General features: G+C 55.1%; 17 protein-coding genes. 5 read left to right on the forward strand and 12 right to left on the reverse strand.

Going from position 1 to position 17,631, the window contains the following annotated elements; all coding sequences use genetic code 11:
* Window positions 1-29: 29 nt before the first annotated feature.
* The gene (locus E3E42_RS12030) at window positions 30-359 is read right to left on the reverse strand and encodes a hypothetical protein (RefSeq protein ID WP_240913681.1); all 330 of its coding nucleotides are present in this window, start codon (window positions 357-359) and stop codon (window positions 30-32) included.
* A 197-nt stretch (window positions 360-556) separates the two neighbouring features.
* Here E3E42_RS12030 and E3E42_RS09355 point away from each other — a divergent pair, with 197 nt between their 5' ends.
* Window positions 557-1,417, forward strand: a complete 861-nt coding sequence (locus E3E42_RS09355; RefSeq protein WP_167904306.1) for a cation diffusion facilitator family transporter — start codon at window positions 557-559, stop codon at window positions 1,415-1,417.
* 43 nt (window positions 1,418-1,460) lie between these two features.
* Here the strand turns inward: E3E42_RS09355 and E3E42_RS09360 are convergent, their stop codons facing one another.
* The 7 genes from E3E42_RS09360 to E3E42_RS09390 all read right to left on the reverse strand — a co-directional run bounded on the left by E3E42_RS09360 (window position 1,461) and on the right by E3E42_RS09390 (window position 6,563).
* Entirely contained in the window at window positions 1,461-2,771 is a 1,311-nt protein-coding gene (locus E3E42_RS09360; protein ID WP_167904391.1) for an RNA-guided endonuclease TnpB family protein, read from the reverse strand.
* Complete coding sequence (gene tnpA, locus E3E42_RS09365; protein ID WP_167904308.1) at window positions 2,750-3,184, reverse strand: IS200/IS605 family transposase; 435 nt, start codon at window positions 3,182-3,184, stop codon at window positions 2,750-2,752. Before tnpA ends, E3E42_RS09360 begins: the two co-directional genes overlap by 22 nt.
* Before the next feature lie 109 nt (window positions 3,185-3,293).
* Window positions 3,294-3,659, reverse strand: a complete 366-nt coding sequence (locus E3E42_RS09370) for a type II toxin-antitoxin system PemK/MazF family toxin (protein WP_167904310.1) — start codon at window positions 3,657-3,659, stop codon at window positions 3,294-3,296.
* Between the two features lie 9 nt (window positions 3,660-3,668).
* A complete protein-coding gene (locus E3E42_RS09375) occupies window positions 3,669-3,920 on the reverse strand; it encodes a ribbon-helix-helix domain-containing protein (protein WP_370519643.1) in 252 nt (83 codons plus the stop codon).
* 25 nt (window positions 3,921-3,945) lie between these two features.
* Window positions 3,946-5,100, reverse strand: coding sequence for a tyrosine decarboxylase MfnA (gene mfnA, locus E3E42_RS09380; RefSeq protein ID WP_167904312.1), 1,155 nt, complete (start codon window positions 5,098-5,100; stop codon window positions 3,946-3,948).
* Window positions 5,101-5,137: 37 nt separating this feature from the next.
* Window positions 5,138-6,313, reverse strand: coding sequence for a cation:proton antiporter (locus E3E42_RS09385; protein ID WP_167904313.1), 1,176 nt, complete (start codon window positions 6,311-6,313; stop codon window positions 5,138-5,140).
* Window position 6,314: 1 nt separating this feature from the next.
* Window positions 6,315-6,563: a DUF131 domain-containing protein gene (locus E3E42_RS09390; protein WP_167904314.1), complete on the reverse strand. Its 249-nt coding sequence runs from the start codon at window positions 6,561-6,563 to the stop codon at window positions 6,315-6,317.
* Window positions 6,564-6,643: 80 nt separating this feature from the next.
* On the opposite strand from E3E42_RS09390, the gene E3E42_RS09395 reads away from it, so the two are divergent.
* Together E3E42_RS09395 and E3E42_RS09400 are read left to right on the forward strand one after the other, a co-directional pair.
* On the forward strand, window positions 6,644-7,333 hold the full coding sequence (locus E3E42_RS09395) for an HAD family hydrolase (RefSeq protein ID WP_167904315.1): 690 nt from the start codon (window positions 6,644-6,646) through the stop codon (window positions 7,331-7,333).
* Entirely contained in the window at window positions 7,311-7,937 is a 627-nt protein-coding gene (locus E3E42_RS09400; protein ID WP_167904316.1) for a diacylglycerol/polyprenol kinase family protein, read from the forward strand. Before E3E42_RS09395 ends, E3E42_RS09400 begins: the two co-directional genes overlap by 23 nt.
* A 59-nt stretch (window positions 7,938-7,996) precedes the next feature.
* Here the strand turns inward: E3E42_RS09400 and E3E42_RS09405 are convergent, their stop codons facing one another.
* A complete protein-coding gene (locus E3E42_RS09405; protein WP_167904317.1) occupies window positions 7,997-11,458 on the reverse strand; it encodes a CARDB domain-containing protein in 3,462 nt (1,153 codons plus the stop codon).
* A gap of 129 nt (window positions 11,459-11,587) precedes the next feature.
* On the opposite strand from E3E42_RS09405, the gene E3E42_RS09410 reads away from it, so the two are divergent.
* A complete protein-coding gene (locus E3E42_RS09410; RefSeq protein ID WP_206206085.1) occupies window positions 11,588-13,552 on the forward strand; it encodes an alpha-amylase/4-alpha-glucanotransferase domain-containing protein in 1,965 nt (654 codons plus the stop codon).
* A 3-nt stretch (window positions 13,553-13,555) separates the two neighbouring features.
* On the opposite strand, the gene E3E42_RS09415 is transcribed toward E3E42_RS09410, so the two are convergent.
* From E3E42_RS09415 to E3E42_RS09425, 3 genes are all read right to left on the reverse strand, one after another.
* Window positions 13,556-14,212: a DUF257 family protein gene (locus E3E42_RS09415; RefSeq protein ID WP_167904320.1), complete on the reverse strand. Its 657-nt coding sequence runs from the start codon at window positions 14,210-14,212 to the stop codon at window positions 13,556-13,558.
* 114 nt (window positions 14,213-14,326) lie between these two features.
* Window positions 14,327-15,235 (reverse strand): TIGR00269 family protein, encoded by a 909-nt coding sequence (locus tag E3E42_RS09420; RefSeq protein WP_167904393.1) that lies wholly within the window; start codon window positions 15,233-15,235, stop codon window positions 14,327-14,329.
* A 46-nt stretch (window positions 15,236-15,281) separates the two neighbouring features.
* A complete protein-coding gene (locus tag E3E42_RS09425; RefSeq protein WP_167904321.1) occupies window positions 15,282-15,809 on the reverse strand; it encodes a hypothetical protein in 528 nt (175 codons plus the stop codon).
* A 131-nt stretch (window positions 15,810-15,940) separates the two neighbouring features.
* On the opposite strand from E3E42_RS09425, the gene E3E42_RS12035 reads away from it, so the two are divergent.
* Entirely contained in the window at window positions 15,941-17,629 is a 1,689-nt protein-coding gene (locus E3E42_RS12035; RefSeq protein ID WP_167904322.1) for a transglutaminase-like domain-containing protein, read from the forward strand.
* Window positions 17,630-17,631 lie beyond the last annotated feature (2 nt).

The raw sequence follows: 17,631 nt of genomic DNA on the forward strand, positions 1-17,631 counted from the left end.
CCCTAAGGCGCTCCTTAACCTTTTCTTTCTCATCCTCGGTGAAAATCGGTGAAAGCCTCCTCCTTCTCCTCTTCTTTGAGGCTCGCCAGAAACTCGCGGAAGACGTAGGTCACGTAGTCTGAAACCAAAGTGAATCCGGTGCCCTCTATCCTGGCCTTAATCTTGTCGTAGGGGGCTGGGAATGGAAATTTAAAGATTTTCCATCGGTCGTGGGAATTATGTATCGCTCGGCGTATCTTTTTGGGCAACCGTTTTAAGCCCCTCTTCCAATCTCCCCCTGCGATGATGAGTGATGGGCGAACCGATTGATGAGGACGGAAAGGTGATCTCTGAGCAACCCTTTTAAGGCCCATCTTCAACCTTTTCCCGGGATGATGAGTTCAGCCTTGCCTGAGGCTCGTGATGATGGAGTGACGGACTGACCGTCGGCTTATTTTTATTGCTCTTTTATTAGGTTGGCCTAATAAAATTGGAAAACCTAATAAAGTTAAATATCCAAATAGGGGACGGTAAGGCTTAAATATTGTGTGCATATGCACAAAATTGTGGTGATACCGTGGAGGAGGTGTACAGGCCCATCTGGGTCAGCATCCTTGGCAACGTTCTCCTTTCCCTGCTTAAGCTAGCCGTAGGTTTCATGTATTCCAGCATCGCCCTGATATCCGACGGAGTCCACTCCTTAAGCGACGTTATCACGAGCGTCATCGGCTACGCGGGCATTAGGATATCCTCAAAACCGCCCGACAAAAGCCACCCCTTCGGCCACTCCAGATTTGAGCCCCTGGTGGCGTTTCTCATAGGGGAAGCCCTCATCGTGGTCGCCTACGAAATTGGAAGGGATTCCCTGATGAGGCTCCTCCACGGGGAGAGCATAGAGGTAAACGGTCTCATGCTCGGAGTCACGGTCGTTTCCATACTCGCCAAGGAACTCATGTTCCGCTACTCCGTTCACGTTGGAAAAAGGCTCAACAGTCAGATCCTAATAGCCGACGCCTACCACCACAGGAGCGACTCCCTCAGCAGCGTTGCGGTTCTCATTGGTCTGGGTGCGCAGAAACTCGGCTTTCAGCACGGCGATTCCCTCGCGGGTCTCGTGGTTTCCGTCTTCCTCGTCAAGGTGGCCCTCGAGATAATTCTGGAAAACGTCGGCTACCTCACCGGGAAAGCTCCATCTTTCAAGGTCTGTGAGGAGATAAAGAGGCGCGCCCTAGGCGTCTCCAACGTCCTCGGCGTCCACGATTTGAGGGCTCACTACGTCGGGAGCAAGCTCCACGTTGAGCTTCACATAGAGGTTCCGCCGGAGCTTTCCCTGAAGGAGGCCCACGACGTCAGCGAGGAGGTGAAGAGGGTTATAGAGAGCCTCCCCGAGGTTGAGGTCGCCTTCGTGCACGTGGATATAAAGGGGGTTACTCACTGACCTCCTCCCCGCCCTGAAGGGCGAGGGTTCCAACGAGAACCCCCTAACCAACTGGCAGGGAGGTTTGAGGGGCTTCATTGAAGCCCAACTCAAAGCGGGCCTTCGGCCCCTCGGGGAGGGCCTTCCCCCCGTTACCCCTCCTTTGGGCGAACAAACCGCCCAAACTCGGGGTTATGGTTTTTACGACCTTCCTCAAAATGTTAAATGCTCCAACTAAATCCGCATTAAACACAAGCCCCGTTGCGGGACACTTAAATAATCCCCTAACGAACCTCGCCCCATCGTGGGGCTTCCCGCAAACGGGGCACGTTTGAGAAGTTAAAGCCTCACCAACAACCACAACAGAAATACCATACTCCTCCGCAACCTCTTTTAGACGTTTGATAACGTAATTGAACCTCCACACGTGAGAGAGGAGGAAATTCTGCTTTTTACCCTTATCAGAGTTCCGAGCTATTCCCTTGGGATGACCAACGATAATTGTGGAGACACCCAACTCGTAAAGCCTTCTAACCGTTCCCCTGACTGCCGTGTTAATGTAGTGTTTGGCCTGAAGTTTGGCCTTCTTATGCATTCTCCTGAGCTTTCTACTCGTTTTGGCTCCGGACTTGTTGAGTTTTGATTGACACTCGGCAATCCTCTTTTGCCAGTAGAAGTCAATGCTCTTGAGCGGTCTTCCATTCACGAGGAAACTTTCTCCGCTTTCCACGTAAACTGCCATTAGATTGTTTACTCCAAGGTCAATTCCCGCAGAGAGGTTCCCCTTTGGTTTCCTTGGGAGCTTAACCCATTCCTCACCATCGAGTTTTTCCTCTACCGTAAAGCTGATGTGAGCATACCACTTGCGTTTTACCTCGTCGTAGGTTATTTCCAACCGTCCCTGCCTGCCTCTCAAGTGTATTCTTCCCTTGAACTGGATTTCCAAGCGTTTGAACTTCCCAAGGCCTTTGAGGATTAACCTGTTCCCCTCAATCCTGTACTGGTCGTTTCTCAAGACGATTAAGGGTTTTCTCTTCCCGTCTTTCTTCAAGTAGTTCGGTGGTTTTGGCTTAAGCCAGTCGGGGAGTTCACCGTTCCGTTTTTTCCTGAGGAGTGAGAAGAAGCTTCTCCAAGCTTCTGCATTCTTTCTCGCTATTTGTTGGACTGTGGCTGAACCGATTTCTTTCTTAAACTCCACATAAACGGTTTTTTCCGTCGTATTGAAGTCCACGATTTGCTCTTGGAAGAATTGTTGTCGCCTGAGGTAGTTCACTCTATTCCAAACTTTGGCCCCAAGGTCAGCTAACTGATGGAGTTTCTCCTCTTGCTCTTTGGAGGGTTGGAGTTTTAGGGTTACGCTCCTCTTCGTTTTAATTCACGCTCCCATTGGGTTTCAACGTAGTGTTTAACTATCTCATCCGTCACGTAGCCGACAGTTGCCACGAAATAGGAGCGTGACCATAATCTTCCATTCGTGGTTTTCGCCCTCAATTCGGGGAATTCTTGGAGGAGTTTTCTGGCGGTTTTGCCCTTCAAGTGGTTGATTATTTTGGCGGGCGAGAGGTTTGGCTTTGCCCTGAGGAAAACGTGCACGTGGTCGGGCATTACTTCGAGGGCAATAACCTCACAGCCAATTTCCCCGGCGTATTCTTTGAGCATTTGTTTGAGCCTTTTGGCGACTTCTCCGATGAGAATGTCCCTCCGGTATTTTGGTATCCAAATGAAGTGATAGGCTAAGTAGTATTTTGCGTGCCTTGTTCTTGAGAGTGTTGGTGTTTCTGGCTTCATTGTGAACCCCTTAATGTATGGTTTGTATTGTGGTTTAAATACTTTGTGCTTTCCCGTTCAAAGGCTCGTTGGGTTGTTTATTGTATCCCCGCCGTGAACGGCGAGGCTTTCAAAAGAAAAATGTAAGGCCGAGAACGGCCCTGATCGATTTCTGGACCTCCCTCATCTTGTGCTCCTTCAGGAGACCTATCCTCTTGATGACGAGCCGCTTATTGATTGAAACTATCACGTAAGGTTTGACGATGCTCGGGATTATCGGCTTCGTTCCCTTGTATCTCTCTATGTCTTCGTCCGAAATTAGGACGTTTAACTCCCTGAAACCGCTATCAATGTTGGATGTTATCTGGAGTACTATCACGGCGTTGCTGATTCGGTTGAACCTTTCGCTGGAAACGACGAGTGCGGGTCTGGTCTTGGCCCGTTTCAGGTCGTTGAATGGAAATGGCAAGAGAACTATCTCTCCCCTCTTAAACATGTTTCCACCTCAGTAATCGTCCCAGAAGCTGTCTTCTTCGCTTTCCCAGTCCTCTCTGAGAACGTTCTCCACAGCTGCGAGGACCCACTTCTCATCCTCCTCCATGCTTTCCTTGACGTTTCTGAGGTAGTATCTGATGGCCTCCTTTATGAAGTCGCTCCTGTTGCTGAAGAGACCTTCCTCCACAAGCCTGTCTATCTCGCTGGCAAGTTTGGGGGGAAGCCTCACCGAGACCTTAACTCCCGCCGTCAATAGTCTCACCGATGGGATATTCTGTCGGACATATTTAAAAGGTTTTCAGGATTTCCCTCAGATCCCCCAGAAACGCCTCCAGATGCTCCCTCCTGACGTGGGGCATCATGACGATCCTGATGTATCCCCTGTGGGCGCTCACACCCCAGCCGCGCTTCTTAAGCTCCTCCTCGACCTCTTCTAGGTTCTTTGCCCCGAAGGAAACGATGTTGAGGACCGGCTCGCGGATGAGGTGAACCCCCGGGATCCTCTTGAGCTCTCCCGCGAACCACCTGCTCAGCTCCATGGCCCGCTTGACGATCTCAGCGTAGCCCTCGAATCCGAGGTGCTTTATCATCGCCCAGACCGCCAAAGCGCTCGCCCCGGGCCGGGTTCCGGTTATCGTCGCCTGCCAGACCTTGCCGCCGGCGAGGTACGGCGCGGGAACGCTTATCGCCTCCAGGAACCGCTTCTCGCGGAATATTATCCCTCCCGCCGGGATGGGAACCATCCCCATCTTGTGGGGGTCTATGGTTATGCTCTTGACGCCCCTCAGCCTGAAATCGAAGTCGGGGATATCGTAGCCCAGAGCCTTGGCGAAGGGAATGACAAAACCCCCGAAGGCTGCGTCCACGTGGAGGGGAAGCCCGTAGTCCAGCGCCAGATCGCTCAGGGCCGGAATATCGTCCACAACCCCGAGGCCGGTGGTTCCGGCGATTCCAACGATGCCTATCGTGTTGGAGGTTATCTTTTCCTCAACATCCCTCACATCGACGGAGTGGTCCTCCCGCAGGTCCGCCCAGACGAGCCGGACCTTCAGCATCTCGCTCGCCTTGAGGAAGGAGAAGTGGGCGCTTCTGGGAAGTATGAGTTCGGGGTTCTCCACATCCGCCAGGTTGCGGAACGCCCTCACGGCGAGAATGTTGGCCTCAGTTCCCCCTGAGACTATGTTCCCGTAGCCCCTTTCGAGGCCGAGAAGGCTGGACAGCATTGCTATTGCCTCTCTCTCCACCTTCTGGCTTCCAACGTGCAGCCCGGGGTCGCCCAGATTCCTGTCGATGTAACGCCGCACCACCTCCGCGGCGAAGGGATGTGGATGGGTGCACATCGAGCCGAGAATCCTGCCTGAATCAAAGGTCAGGTCCTCTGACGTCTTCTCCTCCAGCTCCGCCAGAACTTCCTCTTCGCTCGCTCCTTTCTTCGGGAACATGGTCTCACCAGCCTGTGCCTAGTTTTATCCCCCGAATTTAAGCCTTTGCCCTCTTCAGGTAGCCCTTGAAGAACACCGGTGTTGTCAGCGCGGTGAGCATGGAGACCGCTATGACGCTCGCGAAGAGAACCTGATCTATGAGGCCCGCGGAGAGGCCGAACGTGAGTATGGCCAGCTCCAGGCTTCCCCTGCCACCCATTCCGATACCTATCGTTATCGAGTCCCTCCAGTTCAGGCCAAAGAGCCTCGCACCGAGGCCGCAGCCGATGAGCTTGCCCATCACCGCCGCGAGGTAGAGCGCCGCTATGAGGGCCAGGCTTATGTCGGCCAGGGGCGGGTTGAACATCAGCCCGACGTAGATGAAGAACAGGGGTATGAAGAACTCGGTGAGAACGACCTGGAGGTCGTTTATGAGTTCGTTGAGCTTTATCCTCGTCACGACGAGCGGGTCCTTCCTCTCGCGGAGGCGGCTTATGGTGAGGCCCGCGAGGTAGGCGCCTATTATCTGGTTGAGGCCCGCCCACTGGGCTATTATGGCCAGCGTAAAGGTCAGGATGAGCGTGAAGGTGAAGAACACGTTGAGGTTCTTGACGATGGAGTAGAACCACCGGGACCTCTTGAAGATGTATTCAGATACCAGAAGCGTTGCGGCTATGAATGCGAATATCTTGGCCGTCAATATCCCAAAGGAAGCCGCGTCGAGCCCCCCTCCAGCCAGGGCGGTGATTATGCCGATCAGGTAAACCGCCATTATGTCGTCGGCAAACGCTGCCCCCATGAGTATCGATGAGACCTCCCTCCTCACACGTTCCTTCACGAGTACGCCGCTGGTTACCTCTATCGCGGTGTTTCCAAGGGTTACTCCGATGAATATCGCGGCCGTGGTTCCTTTCCCCGCCACCTCGACGGTGAGGAAGCCCAGGGCGAAGGAGAACGCCACGCCAAGTGCCGCAACGACCACCGCCTTCTTGGTGTTCTGGGCTATGGCGGAGAAGTTGCTGGTGAGCCCCATGTAGAGCATCATCATTATAAGCCCGAACTCGGCCAGGACTCCCAGATCATCCGTCGGTTCTATCAATCCAAGGACGAATGGTCCCAGGAGTATTCCGGTGAGGACGTGGGCTATTATCGGGTGTACCTCCACCCTCTCAAAGAGCCACTCTATGCTCTTTGCCGTGACGAGAAGAATCGCGAGCGCCGCCAGGAAGTCCACGTCAGTCCCCCCTTGTCAGCAGGGCCGCAATTAGCCAGAGTGCCATGAGTATTACCGCCAGTACTGCCGCGAGCCCAGCGGCCCCCTTATTTGTTCCGAATATTACCGGAATGGGGCCTATCATTATCACCCCACCACCTTCAACGTCGGCTTCCCCTCCGATTGAAGAAACGATGGTGCCTATGAAGACCAGCAGGAAGCCGATGAATATAAGCGCCATCCCGCTCAGTATCAGCGTTTTCCCGTCCATACGGTATGGGCTTCCTTTTCACCTTTTAAAACTTAGCGTCAGACCCAAAGGGTTAAAACGACCCGTGGGGATTCTTTAATATGCTCGTGCTCGTTGACCTCGACGACACGCTCTGCAACACCTGGGAGGCCGGCAGGTACAGCGTTCTCCGCCTGATACCCTATCTCATCAGGAAGAGGAAGTTCAGGGCGTTCTTCTACATTCTCACGGCCCGCTACCGCGAGCTGGAGCAGTCGAGAGAATTTCACACCCTCGACTTCGATAAGCTCGTCGAGAGGGTGATGAGCAAGGTCTACTCCAAAATCAGCCCGGACGAGCTGGATGAGATAACGGAACTGGTCGATAGGGTGTTCTTTTCCAATCTGAAGCTTTACCCTGATGCCGTCTCCTTCCTGAGGGGTCTCAAAGCCATGGGTGCGCGACTGGTTCTCATTACGGACTCCTCCACCAAATGGCAGAGGAAGAAGCTGGAGTACCTTGGGATAAAGGACTACTTCGACGCACTGATAATAAGCGGTGAAACCGGCCACAGCAAGCTCGAACCCCACAATTTCAGGCTCGCCAGGCGTCTCTTCCCGGACGAGGAGATATACATGGTCGGGGACAGGGACGACACCGACATGCGTGGGGGGAAGGAGATTGGGGCGACGACGATACTGGTTCAGAGGGGCTATTTCAGTGGCAGACTCGCCAGGCACGCCGACTACGTGGTCAAAGACCTCATCGAAGCCCTGGAGGTGATAAAGCGTGAGCATGAAAAGCGAGCTTAAGCGTAAGTCCCTCCACATGACGGGTCTGCTCGTTCCGCTCTCATATCACCTGTTCGGCAGGGAGCTTACCCTGACTTTCATAGGTCTGGCCTTCTTCCTCTTCGTCGTCCTCGAGCCCTTCAGGATAATAGAGGAGCTGAGGGACAACATAAAGAGGAGGCTCAGGATATACGTTGATGGGGACGTCATCGGAAGGGTTGAGGTTCTGGAAAAACACATAGACGAGATAACCCGCTCCCACGAGCGCTACCGCGTCGCGGCTCACATCTACTTCGCCGCGGCATCTTTCATAGTCGTGTACTTCTTCCCGATGGAGGTGGCGGTTGGTGCAATCACCGTCGCCACCGTTGGCGATGCCCTGGCGGCGATAATAGGAAAATCCCTCGGAAGGCACCGCTTCTCCAACGGCAAGAGCTTCGAGGGCAGCCTGGCCTACTTCCTCGCGGGGGTTGCCATACTCTGGCCCCTCGTTGGCCTTCCGCTGGCCCTGGTGGGCTCCATAGCTGGAACCGTGGCGGAGTTCTACAACCTCCCGCCCGACGACAACTTCTCCAACCAGCTGGCGGTGGCCTTAGCCGTTTACCTGGCGGGATTGCTCATCTGAGCTTTTGTTTGTATAGCGGCATTGCAGAAGAGTGGAAAATGGAAAATCGAAAAGAAAGGTCACTCTACCGTGACCGTCGCGAACTGGGTGAAGGTATCGGCGTCGCCCCACTCCTGGCCTGAGTCGCTGTCCCTGACGGCGTCCTGGAGCGGCAGTGAGTCAACGGCAGAATCGCCGGCACCCTGTCCCGTGACGTAGGCGACCACGTTTATCTCTCCCGGCTTGACGCCGAGGGCTTCCCATGGAATCGCTATCTCGAGGGTCTGGAGACCGTCTTTCTGGTTGCCCGTGTATGCGTAGAATCCTATCCACTTGAGGTCCTCGTACTTCCATCCGGTTCCGTTCCACAGGGCGAGCTGGGCGCTGGTTATGGTGCTGGTTCCGGGGTCTCCAAAGAACTCCCCGTTCCAGAAGAAGTATAGCTGTGCATCTATTCCCCTGCTGAAGCTCACCTTTCTGCTCCAGCTGTCCTGGCCGGTGGTGTATCCGCCGGCCCTGTAGTCGAGGGATATGCTGTAGGAAACCCTCCACGAGGCGCTGTTCTCTGTGGTCAGGGCTATGTAGAGGAACTGGTCGTCGTGATCGACGTAGAGGGCCTTGAGGTTCGCGCCATCCTGTCCGTAGCCGGTCTCATCGACTGCCACCGGCTGGACGCTCCAGTCGTCGAGGTTTCCGTCTATGGTCTTGGTGAGGTTCTTGGAGAGCTCCTTGAGGTATTCGAGCCTTTCGAGGTTGCCCTCCTCGACGATTTTCTTCAGCGCCTCCATCTCGTGCACTACCCGCTTCAGTCCGGTGTACGCGCGGAATATCTTAATGGACGCTCCCAGGGCGGCGTTTCCGTTATCGATGTTCTCCTTCCCCTCGTTGTAGAGCTTGAGGAGGTCGTTCACGGTGTTCTCGTATTCCTCGACCTTCTTCTCTATCTCCTCCGGCAGGGTGGCGTTCCTGAAGTATTCGTCGAGTTCGAGATAGCGCCCGTAGTCGTTCTTGAAGTGCCACATTCCGTAATACTTGTTTAGGGACACGAAGCCCCTCCAGAATTTCTGCATCTGTACCTTCCTGCGGACGGAAGTGTAATCCACATCGTTTGCCTTCTCGACCATGCCGTTGGTCTCGATGTGGATGTAGTAATCCAGGTATCCGTCCATGACCTCCTCCCCGGTGGGCTTGTCACTGAGGACATCAACGGCGTCGCTGATCTCGTCGTCGCTGAACGGCTCTCCGAAGTTCCAGACTCCTCCTCCCCAGCTCAGGCCGGTTGCGACCTGGAAGTTGAAGTCAGTGGCGCCGTTGAAGACCTCCACCGGAATCTTGACCTCGACTGTGTTCGCTGAGATGTTAACCCCAACGACGGCCCCGTTCACCGTGACCATGTCGTTGTTCGGGTCTATAAAGTACAGTATGGACTCAACGCTGTTGCCCGCGGGTTTTACTGATGTGTTCCCGCTGCATCCAGAGCACTTGAGGTTCACGGCCATCTGGATGTCCCATTCTATAACCGAACTCATGTCCATACTGCCGGCAAAACCTCCGGCTTTTCCGCCGTCCTTGTAATCGATCGGGACGGCTATGAACGTTGCTCCGTTTGCCCCCAGCTTCATGTTGCTCATGTTCCTGAACCTGAAGAGGAAGTAAACGTAGTGGTCGTCCTTCGTCACCGCTACCTCGGTGAGGTCGGCGTGGCTTGAGGTGTGACCGGTTTCCTCGAGGTAATTGTCGTTGTCCGTTCTCTGGTCGTTCTCGGCGTCCCTCCAGATGAACGTTCCGTTGATTACGGTGTACGTGTCGTTGAGCAGGTTCGCCGATGGCCAGTCGTTCGGGTTGCCGTCAACTTCTATTTTTCCAACCCACACCACATCAACGTCCATTGTGACGACGTTGTTGTCCTCGTTGGCCTCCGTGATAAGGTTGTCCTCGTCCACCGTAACCTTCAGCGTGTACCTGCCCGTTTCGTTTGGTCTCCATGTGAAGGTGAGCTCCCTCTCCTCGCCGGCACCGAGGTCAACCGTCCAGTTGGAGATGAGCGTATCGTTGACGTAGGCCCTGACCTCGGCATCGGAGGCCGGGAGGGAACCGAGGTTTTTCACGGTGACGCGGTATTCGGTCGTTCTGTTGAGTCCCGCGATACCGGGGCCGGTTATGCTGGCGGTGAGTTCGGGCACGGGAATGAACATCTCGAAGTCCGCCATCTCGGTGATGACGTCCGTGTCGCTCCATTCGTCTGCGTTGTCCGCGGCGGCACCTTCCTGCGGGAGGACGTCAACGGCAGAGCCGCCTCCACCGGTTACCCATGCGGCGACCGCGAACTTGCTGGGCATTCCTCCGATGGCTGACCATGGTACTGCGACTTCGAGGGTTTTAAGGCCTGTTGAACTGTCTCCAGTGTAGTTATACTTTCCACCCATATCGGTCAGGCTTGGCCAGCTCCAGCCGCCCTCGTATGGGTTGAGCTGCGCGGCGGTTATTGATGCGCTCCCGTCGTCCCACCAGAAGTAAACTTCATAGTCCAGCGCGTATCCATTGGAGAACTCTATGCCCCGCCCCCAGGCGTCTCCACCTGTGGTATATCCGTTCCCAGTCCCTGGGTCAACATCGATTCCAAAGCCGTACGCCATTCCTCCGTTCTTGGTGTTGTTGGTCTCAATGGCAAGGTAGAGGTACTGGTCATCCCAGGAGACGTAGAACTTGCTGAGGTTGCCCACGTCAACGCCCGTACCAGTGGTATCTTCGGCCGCCAGTTCGTTCTCGCTCCAGTCGCTGAGATTGCCATCTATTGTCTTGGGGGTGACATGTAATTCAACGAGGTTTGTGAGTATGTCCTTGTCGGTCCATTCGCCGTCTCCAACGGCAGGATAGTCCACCGCAGGATCAACAGGAAGCGTATCTATCGCCGAGCTGTGGGCATCACTGCCGGCGAGCCAGGTAATTACTGCAATCCTTTCCGGGCATCCACCGAGCTTGTCCCAGGGGATTGCAAGTTCCACTGTTCCAAAGGAAGGGTCCGGGGATGATGCGTAGTTGACGTTTCCTATGCCAACATCCTCCCATCCGTTCCCGTTCCAGTGCTTGAAGTCTCCACCGCCTATCCCCTGGCTTCCAGAATCGTACCAGAAGTAGAGCTCGTAATCTATAGCATAATCCCCTCCAAAACCAATGTCCCTCCACCAGATATCCTCAAAACCATTCGATGGGTCTCCATCCTGATCGACCCCAACGTAACCGTTGCCGGTTCCGGGATCCACGTCTATTCCTATTCCAAGAACGGTGTTCCAGTGCTTTGTATTGTTCGTCTTTATCGCGATGTACAGGTACTGGTCGTCCCATGAAACATAGAGTCTGTCGAGGTTGGCTCCTTCAAGTCCGGTATCTTTGCCTACCGCAACCAAATCGCTTGGAGTCCAGTCGCTTAGGCTGCCGTCTATGATTTTAGTGCCGTACATGGCGCTGACGAGGCCGCTAAACGTGGGCACTAAACCAAGCAACAGAACGAACATTAACACAACTGCCGCCGTTTTCTTCACATTATCCACCTCCAGTGGGGGTAAATCCCCAGGGGTGTACGGTAGTCACCCGTGGTGAGTATTAGGAGAAAAAGGTTTATATGCCTTTCTTCCCATATCACCGCTAGTGATAACATATCTGGTGGGTGGTTGGCAATGGTGAACTTTATATTTGGCATTCATAACCATCAGCCCCTCGGAAACTTCGGCTGGGTCTTCGAGAGCGCCTACGATAGGTCCTACAGACCTTTCATGGAGATTCTGGAGGAGTACCCGAACATGAAGGCCGCGGTTCACATAAGCGGCCCCCTCCTCGAATGGCTCGAGGCCAACAGGCCCGAATACATAGACCTCCTCCGCTCCCTGGTGAAGAAAGGACAGCTGGAGATAGTCGTGGCAGGCTTCTACGAGCCGGTTCTGGCGGCTATCCCGAAAGAGGACAGGATTGAGCAGATAACCCTCCTGAAGGACTTTGCAAAGAAACTCGGCTACGACGCCAGGGGCGTCTGGCTCACCGAGCGCGTCTGGCAGCCCGAACTCGTTAAGAGCCTCAGGCAGGCGGGAATCGATTACGTCATCGTCGATGACTACCACTTCATGAGTGCCGGCCTGAGCAAGGAGGAACTTTACTGGCCGTACTACACCGAGGACGGCGGGGAGGTAATAGCTGTCTTCCCGATAGACGAGAAGCTCCGCTACCTCATCCCGTTCCGCCCCGTTGAGAAGACCGTCGAGTACCTCCACAGCCTTGACAACGGTGACGAGAGCAGGGTCGCTGTCTTCCACGACGACGGTGAGAAGTTCGGTGTCTGGCCGGGAACGTACGAGTGGGTTTACGAGAAGGGCTGGCTCAGGGAGTTCTTTGACAGGATTTCGAGCGATGAGAGGATAAATCTAACGCTTTACTCCGAGTACCTTGCGAGGTTCAAGCCCCGCGGGCTGGTTTACCTGCCCATTGCCTCCTACTTCGAGATGAGCGAGTGGTCCCTCCCGGCAAAGCAGGCGAAGCTCTTCGTGGAGTTCGTTGAAAAGCTCAAGGGGCACGGCCAGTTCGAGAAGTACCGCGTCTTCGTCAGGGGAGGAATCTGGAAGAATTTCTTCTTCAAGTACCCCGAGAGCAACTACATGCACAAGAGGATGCTGATGGTGAGCAAGCTGGTGAGGGACAATCCCGAGGCGAGGAGGTTCATCCTCAAGGCCCAGTGCAACGACGCCTACTGGCACGGTGTATTCGGAGGGGTTTACCTCCCGCACCTCCGCAGGGCGGTCTGGGAGAACATAATACGGGCCAACGGCTTCGCCTCCACGGGCAGCTTCGTCCGCGACATAGACTTTGACGGCCGCGATGAGGTATTCATCGAGGACGAGAACTTCTATGCCGTCTTTAAGCCCTCCTACGGCGGTGCCCTCTTTGAGCTCTCCTCACGCAGGAGGGCCGTCAACTACAACGATGTGCTCGCGAGGCGCTGGGAGCACTACCACGAGGTTCCTGAGTCCGCCACCCCCGAGGAGGAAGGCGAGGAGGGTGTGGCGAGCATACACGAGGTCGGCAGGAAGATTCCGGACGAGATACGGCGCGAGCTCGCCTACGATGACCACCTGAGGGCCATCCTGCAGGACCACTTCCTTGAGCCGGAGACGGCACTCGAGGAGTACCGCCTCAACAGGCACATCGAGCTTGGGGACTTCGTGACGGGTGCCTACGACTACGGCCTTTTTGAGGGCGGCGTCACCCTCGAGAGGGACGGAACCGTCTCCGGAAGGCCGGCGAGGGTGGAGAAGACCTTCCACCTGACTGAGGATGGCTTCGTGGTGGACTACACCGTTAGGAGTGACTCAAAGGCCCTCTTCGGCGTCGAGCTTAACCTTGCCGTCCACAGCGTCATGGAGGAGCCGGCGGAGTTCGAGGCTGAGAAGTTCGAGGTGAACGACCCCCACGGCATCGGAAGGGTGGCGGTGGAGCTCGACAAAAAGGCAAGGGTGTGGAAGTACCCAATAAAGACCCTCAGTCAGAGCGAAGCCGGCTGGGATTTCGTGCAGCAGGGCGTCAGCTACACTGTCCTCCTGCCTGTCGATGGGGAGCTGAGATTCAGACTGCGGTTCAGGGAACTTTGATTTTCACATTTTTATCGTCATTCCCTCGAGTTTCGGATCCACCGACTTCAGCACCCTGAACTCCGTCACCTTGTCCTTTCTCGAGATCTGGATTACAGTGGTCGCCAGGTCCTCCAGAAGTTTGACCACCGGCTGTCTCATGCCGTCTATAACGTTGGCCTTCAGGAAATGGACGGACAGCCTCCTCTCATCGCCAACGTATTTGGATATGGCGCTGATTATGACCTGGACGTTCTTCGGCGAGAACTCCGATGCCACGAAGAGCTTCTCAAGACCCACCACGGCCGTTAGGGTTGGTCCTCCTGATTCGAGAAGTGTGGTGTAGGTCTCCATGAACTTCTTTGCGAGAATAACCGGCTCAGAGATGTCCCGTATCCACCCAACGACTTCACCGATTTCTATTGTGCCCCCTATTTTGATGACCTTCACGCTGTTCAGAACCCCGTCATCGAGGCCGGCGAGCCGCGCCTTGGCCTTCAGAATGTGGAGCGAGTCCAGGATGTCGATGACCACGACCTTGTACCCCCTGCTTCTGCCCCAGTTCACCAACTGGTAGAATCCGAAGTACTGATCCCCGCTGTCCGTCCGCTCCATGAGGACTATCTCGCCCATCCTTAGTGATTCCCAGAGGTTCATCATGAGGCCGTCGGGTACGCTCATTTTTATCACCTGCTACCTGTGGTGTTGATGATGTGAGAAAATATCCCTGCTAGATTTAAATAGTCTTTTGTCTTACTCCCCTCTCTCGAAAGCCGTCCCTCGAAAGGGGAGGAATCAGAGTCTGAAGTTTATCGGCTCCTCCCTGCGCCAGAACCTGCAGAAGGAGCAGATTTCACCGCTCGACGGCATGCCGCAGACCCTGCACTCCCTGAGGTCGGCCTCCTGGAGCTCCCCTTCAAAGAGTTCCTTCTTCCTGAGGTAGCCCTTCACGAAGTTTATCTTCGTCCCTGGCCTCCTCTCCTCCATCTCATTGAGTATGCCCTTGACCTCTATCGTCGTGGCCCCGACCGCGTGGGGGCACTCCTCGATGTGGTACTCTATGCCGTTGGCGAGAGCGTAGGCGACTACCTCCCTCTCGGTAAGCTCGTAGAGGGGCTTTATCTTCTTCACGAGCTTTCCGTTGAACTGCGCCGGGGTTACCGGTCCCTGTTTGGCCAGGTACTGCGTGTTCCAGTTCAGGATGTTTGCCAGGATGAAGCCCGCCTCGTCGTCGAGGTTGTGGCCGGTAGCTACCGCGTCGAAGCCGTTGTCGTAGGCGAACTTGTTGAAGATGTATCTCTTCGTCAGCCCGCAGTAGGAGCAGGTCGGTCTGCGCGTTCTCACTTCCCCGATGCCCTTCCCGAGGAGCTCCCTAACGCGGACGATGTGGAGGGGAACGTCGAGCTTCTCGCACTGCTTCCTCGCGTACTTCTCGCTCTTCTCGGAATACTCGCCGATGCCCAGGTTGATGTGAAGGCACTCGATGTCGTAGCCGAGCTTCTTGAGGACGTGGGCTGTAACGGCCGAGTCCTTTCCCCCGCTCACCACGACCAGAATCCTCTCGCCGGGTTTTATCAACTTGTAACGCTCTATCGTGCGCTTGACCTTTCTCTCGAAGTACTCGGTGAAGTGTTCGGGGCACAGGTACATCTTCGGGTAGTGGAGTTTTATAAACGCCGGCCTCTCGCAGAACTTGCACCTCATGGGCATTTCTCTCACCAAAAATAGAAGAGGTTGGGGGCTTTTAACGTTATCCTCTCCGTACTTTAAATGGATACACACCCTTCTTTTTTGCCACGATTGCGGCGTAGTAGAACTTGTCCCTCCTCCATTCGTCTATTATCCCCTCGGTGCTCTTCATCAGCTTGACGTATACCTCTCGGATCTCATCGTACTCCCTCACAACTGGCCGGCCCTGCTTTGCCGTTCGTATTTTGATCTTTGGGACGTCTTTCTTCAGGATCAGGCCTCTCCTTTCATATTCAATTCCTCCGAACTTGCCTGCGTAGGCCCTTCCCGCACTGTCCACGATAATCACCGTCGCACTCTTTGGCATGCCCTCCAGGAGGGCGCGTTTGTCTATTTTAATGGCGTGCTTAACGGCGACCTTGGTGTTCTGCCGGTTCTTGGGGGTTATGTTATAGTCCGGGTCCTTGAAGGTTCTTATGATGTTGAGGCCCCTGCTGAGCTCAAGCTCCTCCTCCCATTCCTTTTCCTTCCTCCCCGAGAGGAAGAGATACGCAACCGCCGAGCCTATCACCATGGCGAGCGCTTCCATACGACCACCCATCAAAATTGTATCGCGGGATCTTAGAAATTTTTCCTTTAATCTCACATGGTGAGAAAGTATCATGTGATGAGATAAAACCTTAAGAGTCCTTCTTGCGCCCCGTGTTCTGGTGAGGTTCCGTGCGCAGGATTGGGCTGGTGTTCCTCGTGGTTTCACTGCTCGTGATCTCCGTGTTCTCCGCGGGGTGCATTGGAGGTGGGCAGACTTCACTCACTCCAACCGTCACGGGCAGCGGCGTCGCTGATAGCGATGGTGATGGAATACCCGACTCGGAGGAGGGTAAATACGGGACGAACCCCAACAATAATGACACCGACGGGGACGGTCTCAGCGATGGGTTTGAACTGGAACACGGCATTGATCCGACACTCAAGGACACTGACGACGATGGTCTCAGCGATGGTTTCGAAGTGAACGTCTACAACACCTCTCCCCGTATGAAAGACACCGACGGAGACGGCCTGAGTGATCCCAGCGAGCTTTTAAACTACACCACCAGCCCCCTCTCGGCCGATACCGACGGAGATGGATTGGGTGACTACGGGGAAATTTTCACATATCACACCGACCCGCTCAGGCAGGACAGCGATGATGACGGGCTTGACGATTACTCGGAGCTTGCCTACGGAACGAACCCGTGGGAGGAGGACTCCGACAACGATACCCTTCTTGACGGTTACGAGGCCCAGCACGGCCTCGACCCCATCAGCCCCGACACAGATGAGGATTACCTGTCCGACGGCTATGAGGTTGAAATCGGGACCGATCCCGCTCTGGACTGGAGATACGGGCTCGATGAGGAAACTCTCAAGGCAGGTCTCAGCAGGATTATGAGGCAGCAAATCTCCGGTATAGCCAGGAACCTCTCCAGCGGCTCGGTTCTTGACCGGGCGTGGGCAATCCTTGAGTGGATAAATGCTACAATAACCTACAACCATACCAAGGCCGAGTTCGTTGAGGAAAGCGTGGCCCGGTGGGAGAGCCTGAACGAAACCGAAAAGTGGCTGTACCTCAACCTCACCCGCGTCCAGGCCATCAACGACACGGCTTACCGCCTGAAAAGCGGAATCTGCACCGATTATGCCCTCCTGACGGCGGGCCTCCTCCTCGAGGCCAACGTTAGTCCAGTCTACGTTCTGAGCATCGACTACTGGAACAGGAGCACCGGGCACGCGACGGTTGCCATCAAGGTCAACGGCACCTACCTCGTCCTCGACCAGCGACTTCCGCCAGTTCCCCTCGGAAACTACTACTGGTACTCGATATACACGGGCATGGGCGAGATAGAGAACGTGACCGTTTACATGGTTTCGCTAGATGAGCGTGGCGAGGTCGTGGTTAGAAACTGGACCTGGGGGGCCGAGCGCCTCAAGGCAATGGCCAGAGCACCTGGAGAGGGGGACATCGGGAGCCTTGAGACCCTCGTCGAGAAACTGCTCGTTGAGAAGTACCCAGGGTACACGAAAGATGAGCGGTTGAGGGACCTCGCGGAGAAGGACTTCGGGGCCCTGCTGGCCACCGGCGACTACGCCAACGGCTACCTTCCGGGTGGTTTCGAGAAGGGCTGGGTGCTCTCCTCGCGCCACCCCCTCATTGGGTTCTACTACACCCCCCTGATGGCCGGGAAGCTCGTCCGCTACCTATGGCCTGGGCCTGATTTCGATGGGGGCGAGTGGCGTGAAATCCTGAGCCAGTGTGACCACTACTATCTAAAAATCGGAAAATACGGGGAAATAACGGTTAGAGACCACACAGGGGATTCATTTGAGGTTCCGGAGTTGCTTTTGGTCATGGAGGTCGCGGGCTGAAA

It is taken from the genome of Thermococcus sp. JdF3 (assembly GCF_012027495.1).
GTDB lineage: Archaea > Methanobacteriota_B > Thermococci > Thermococcales > Thermococcaceae > Thermococcus.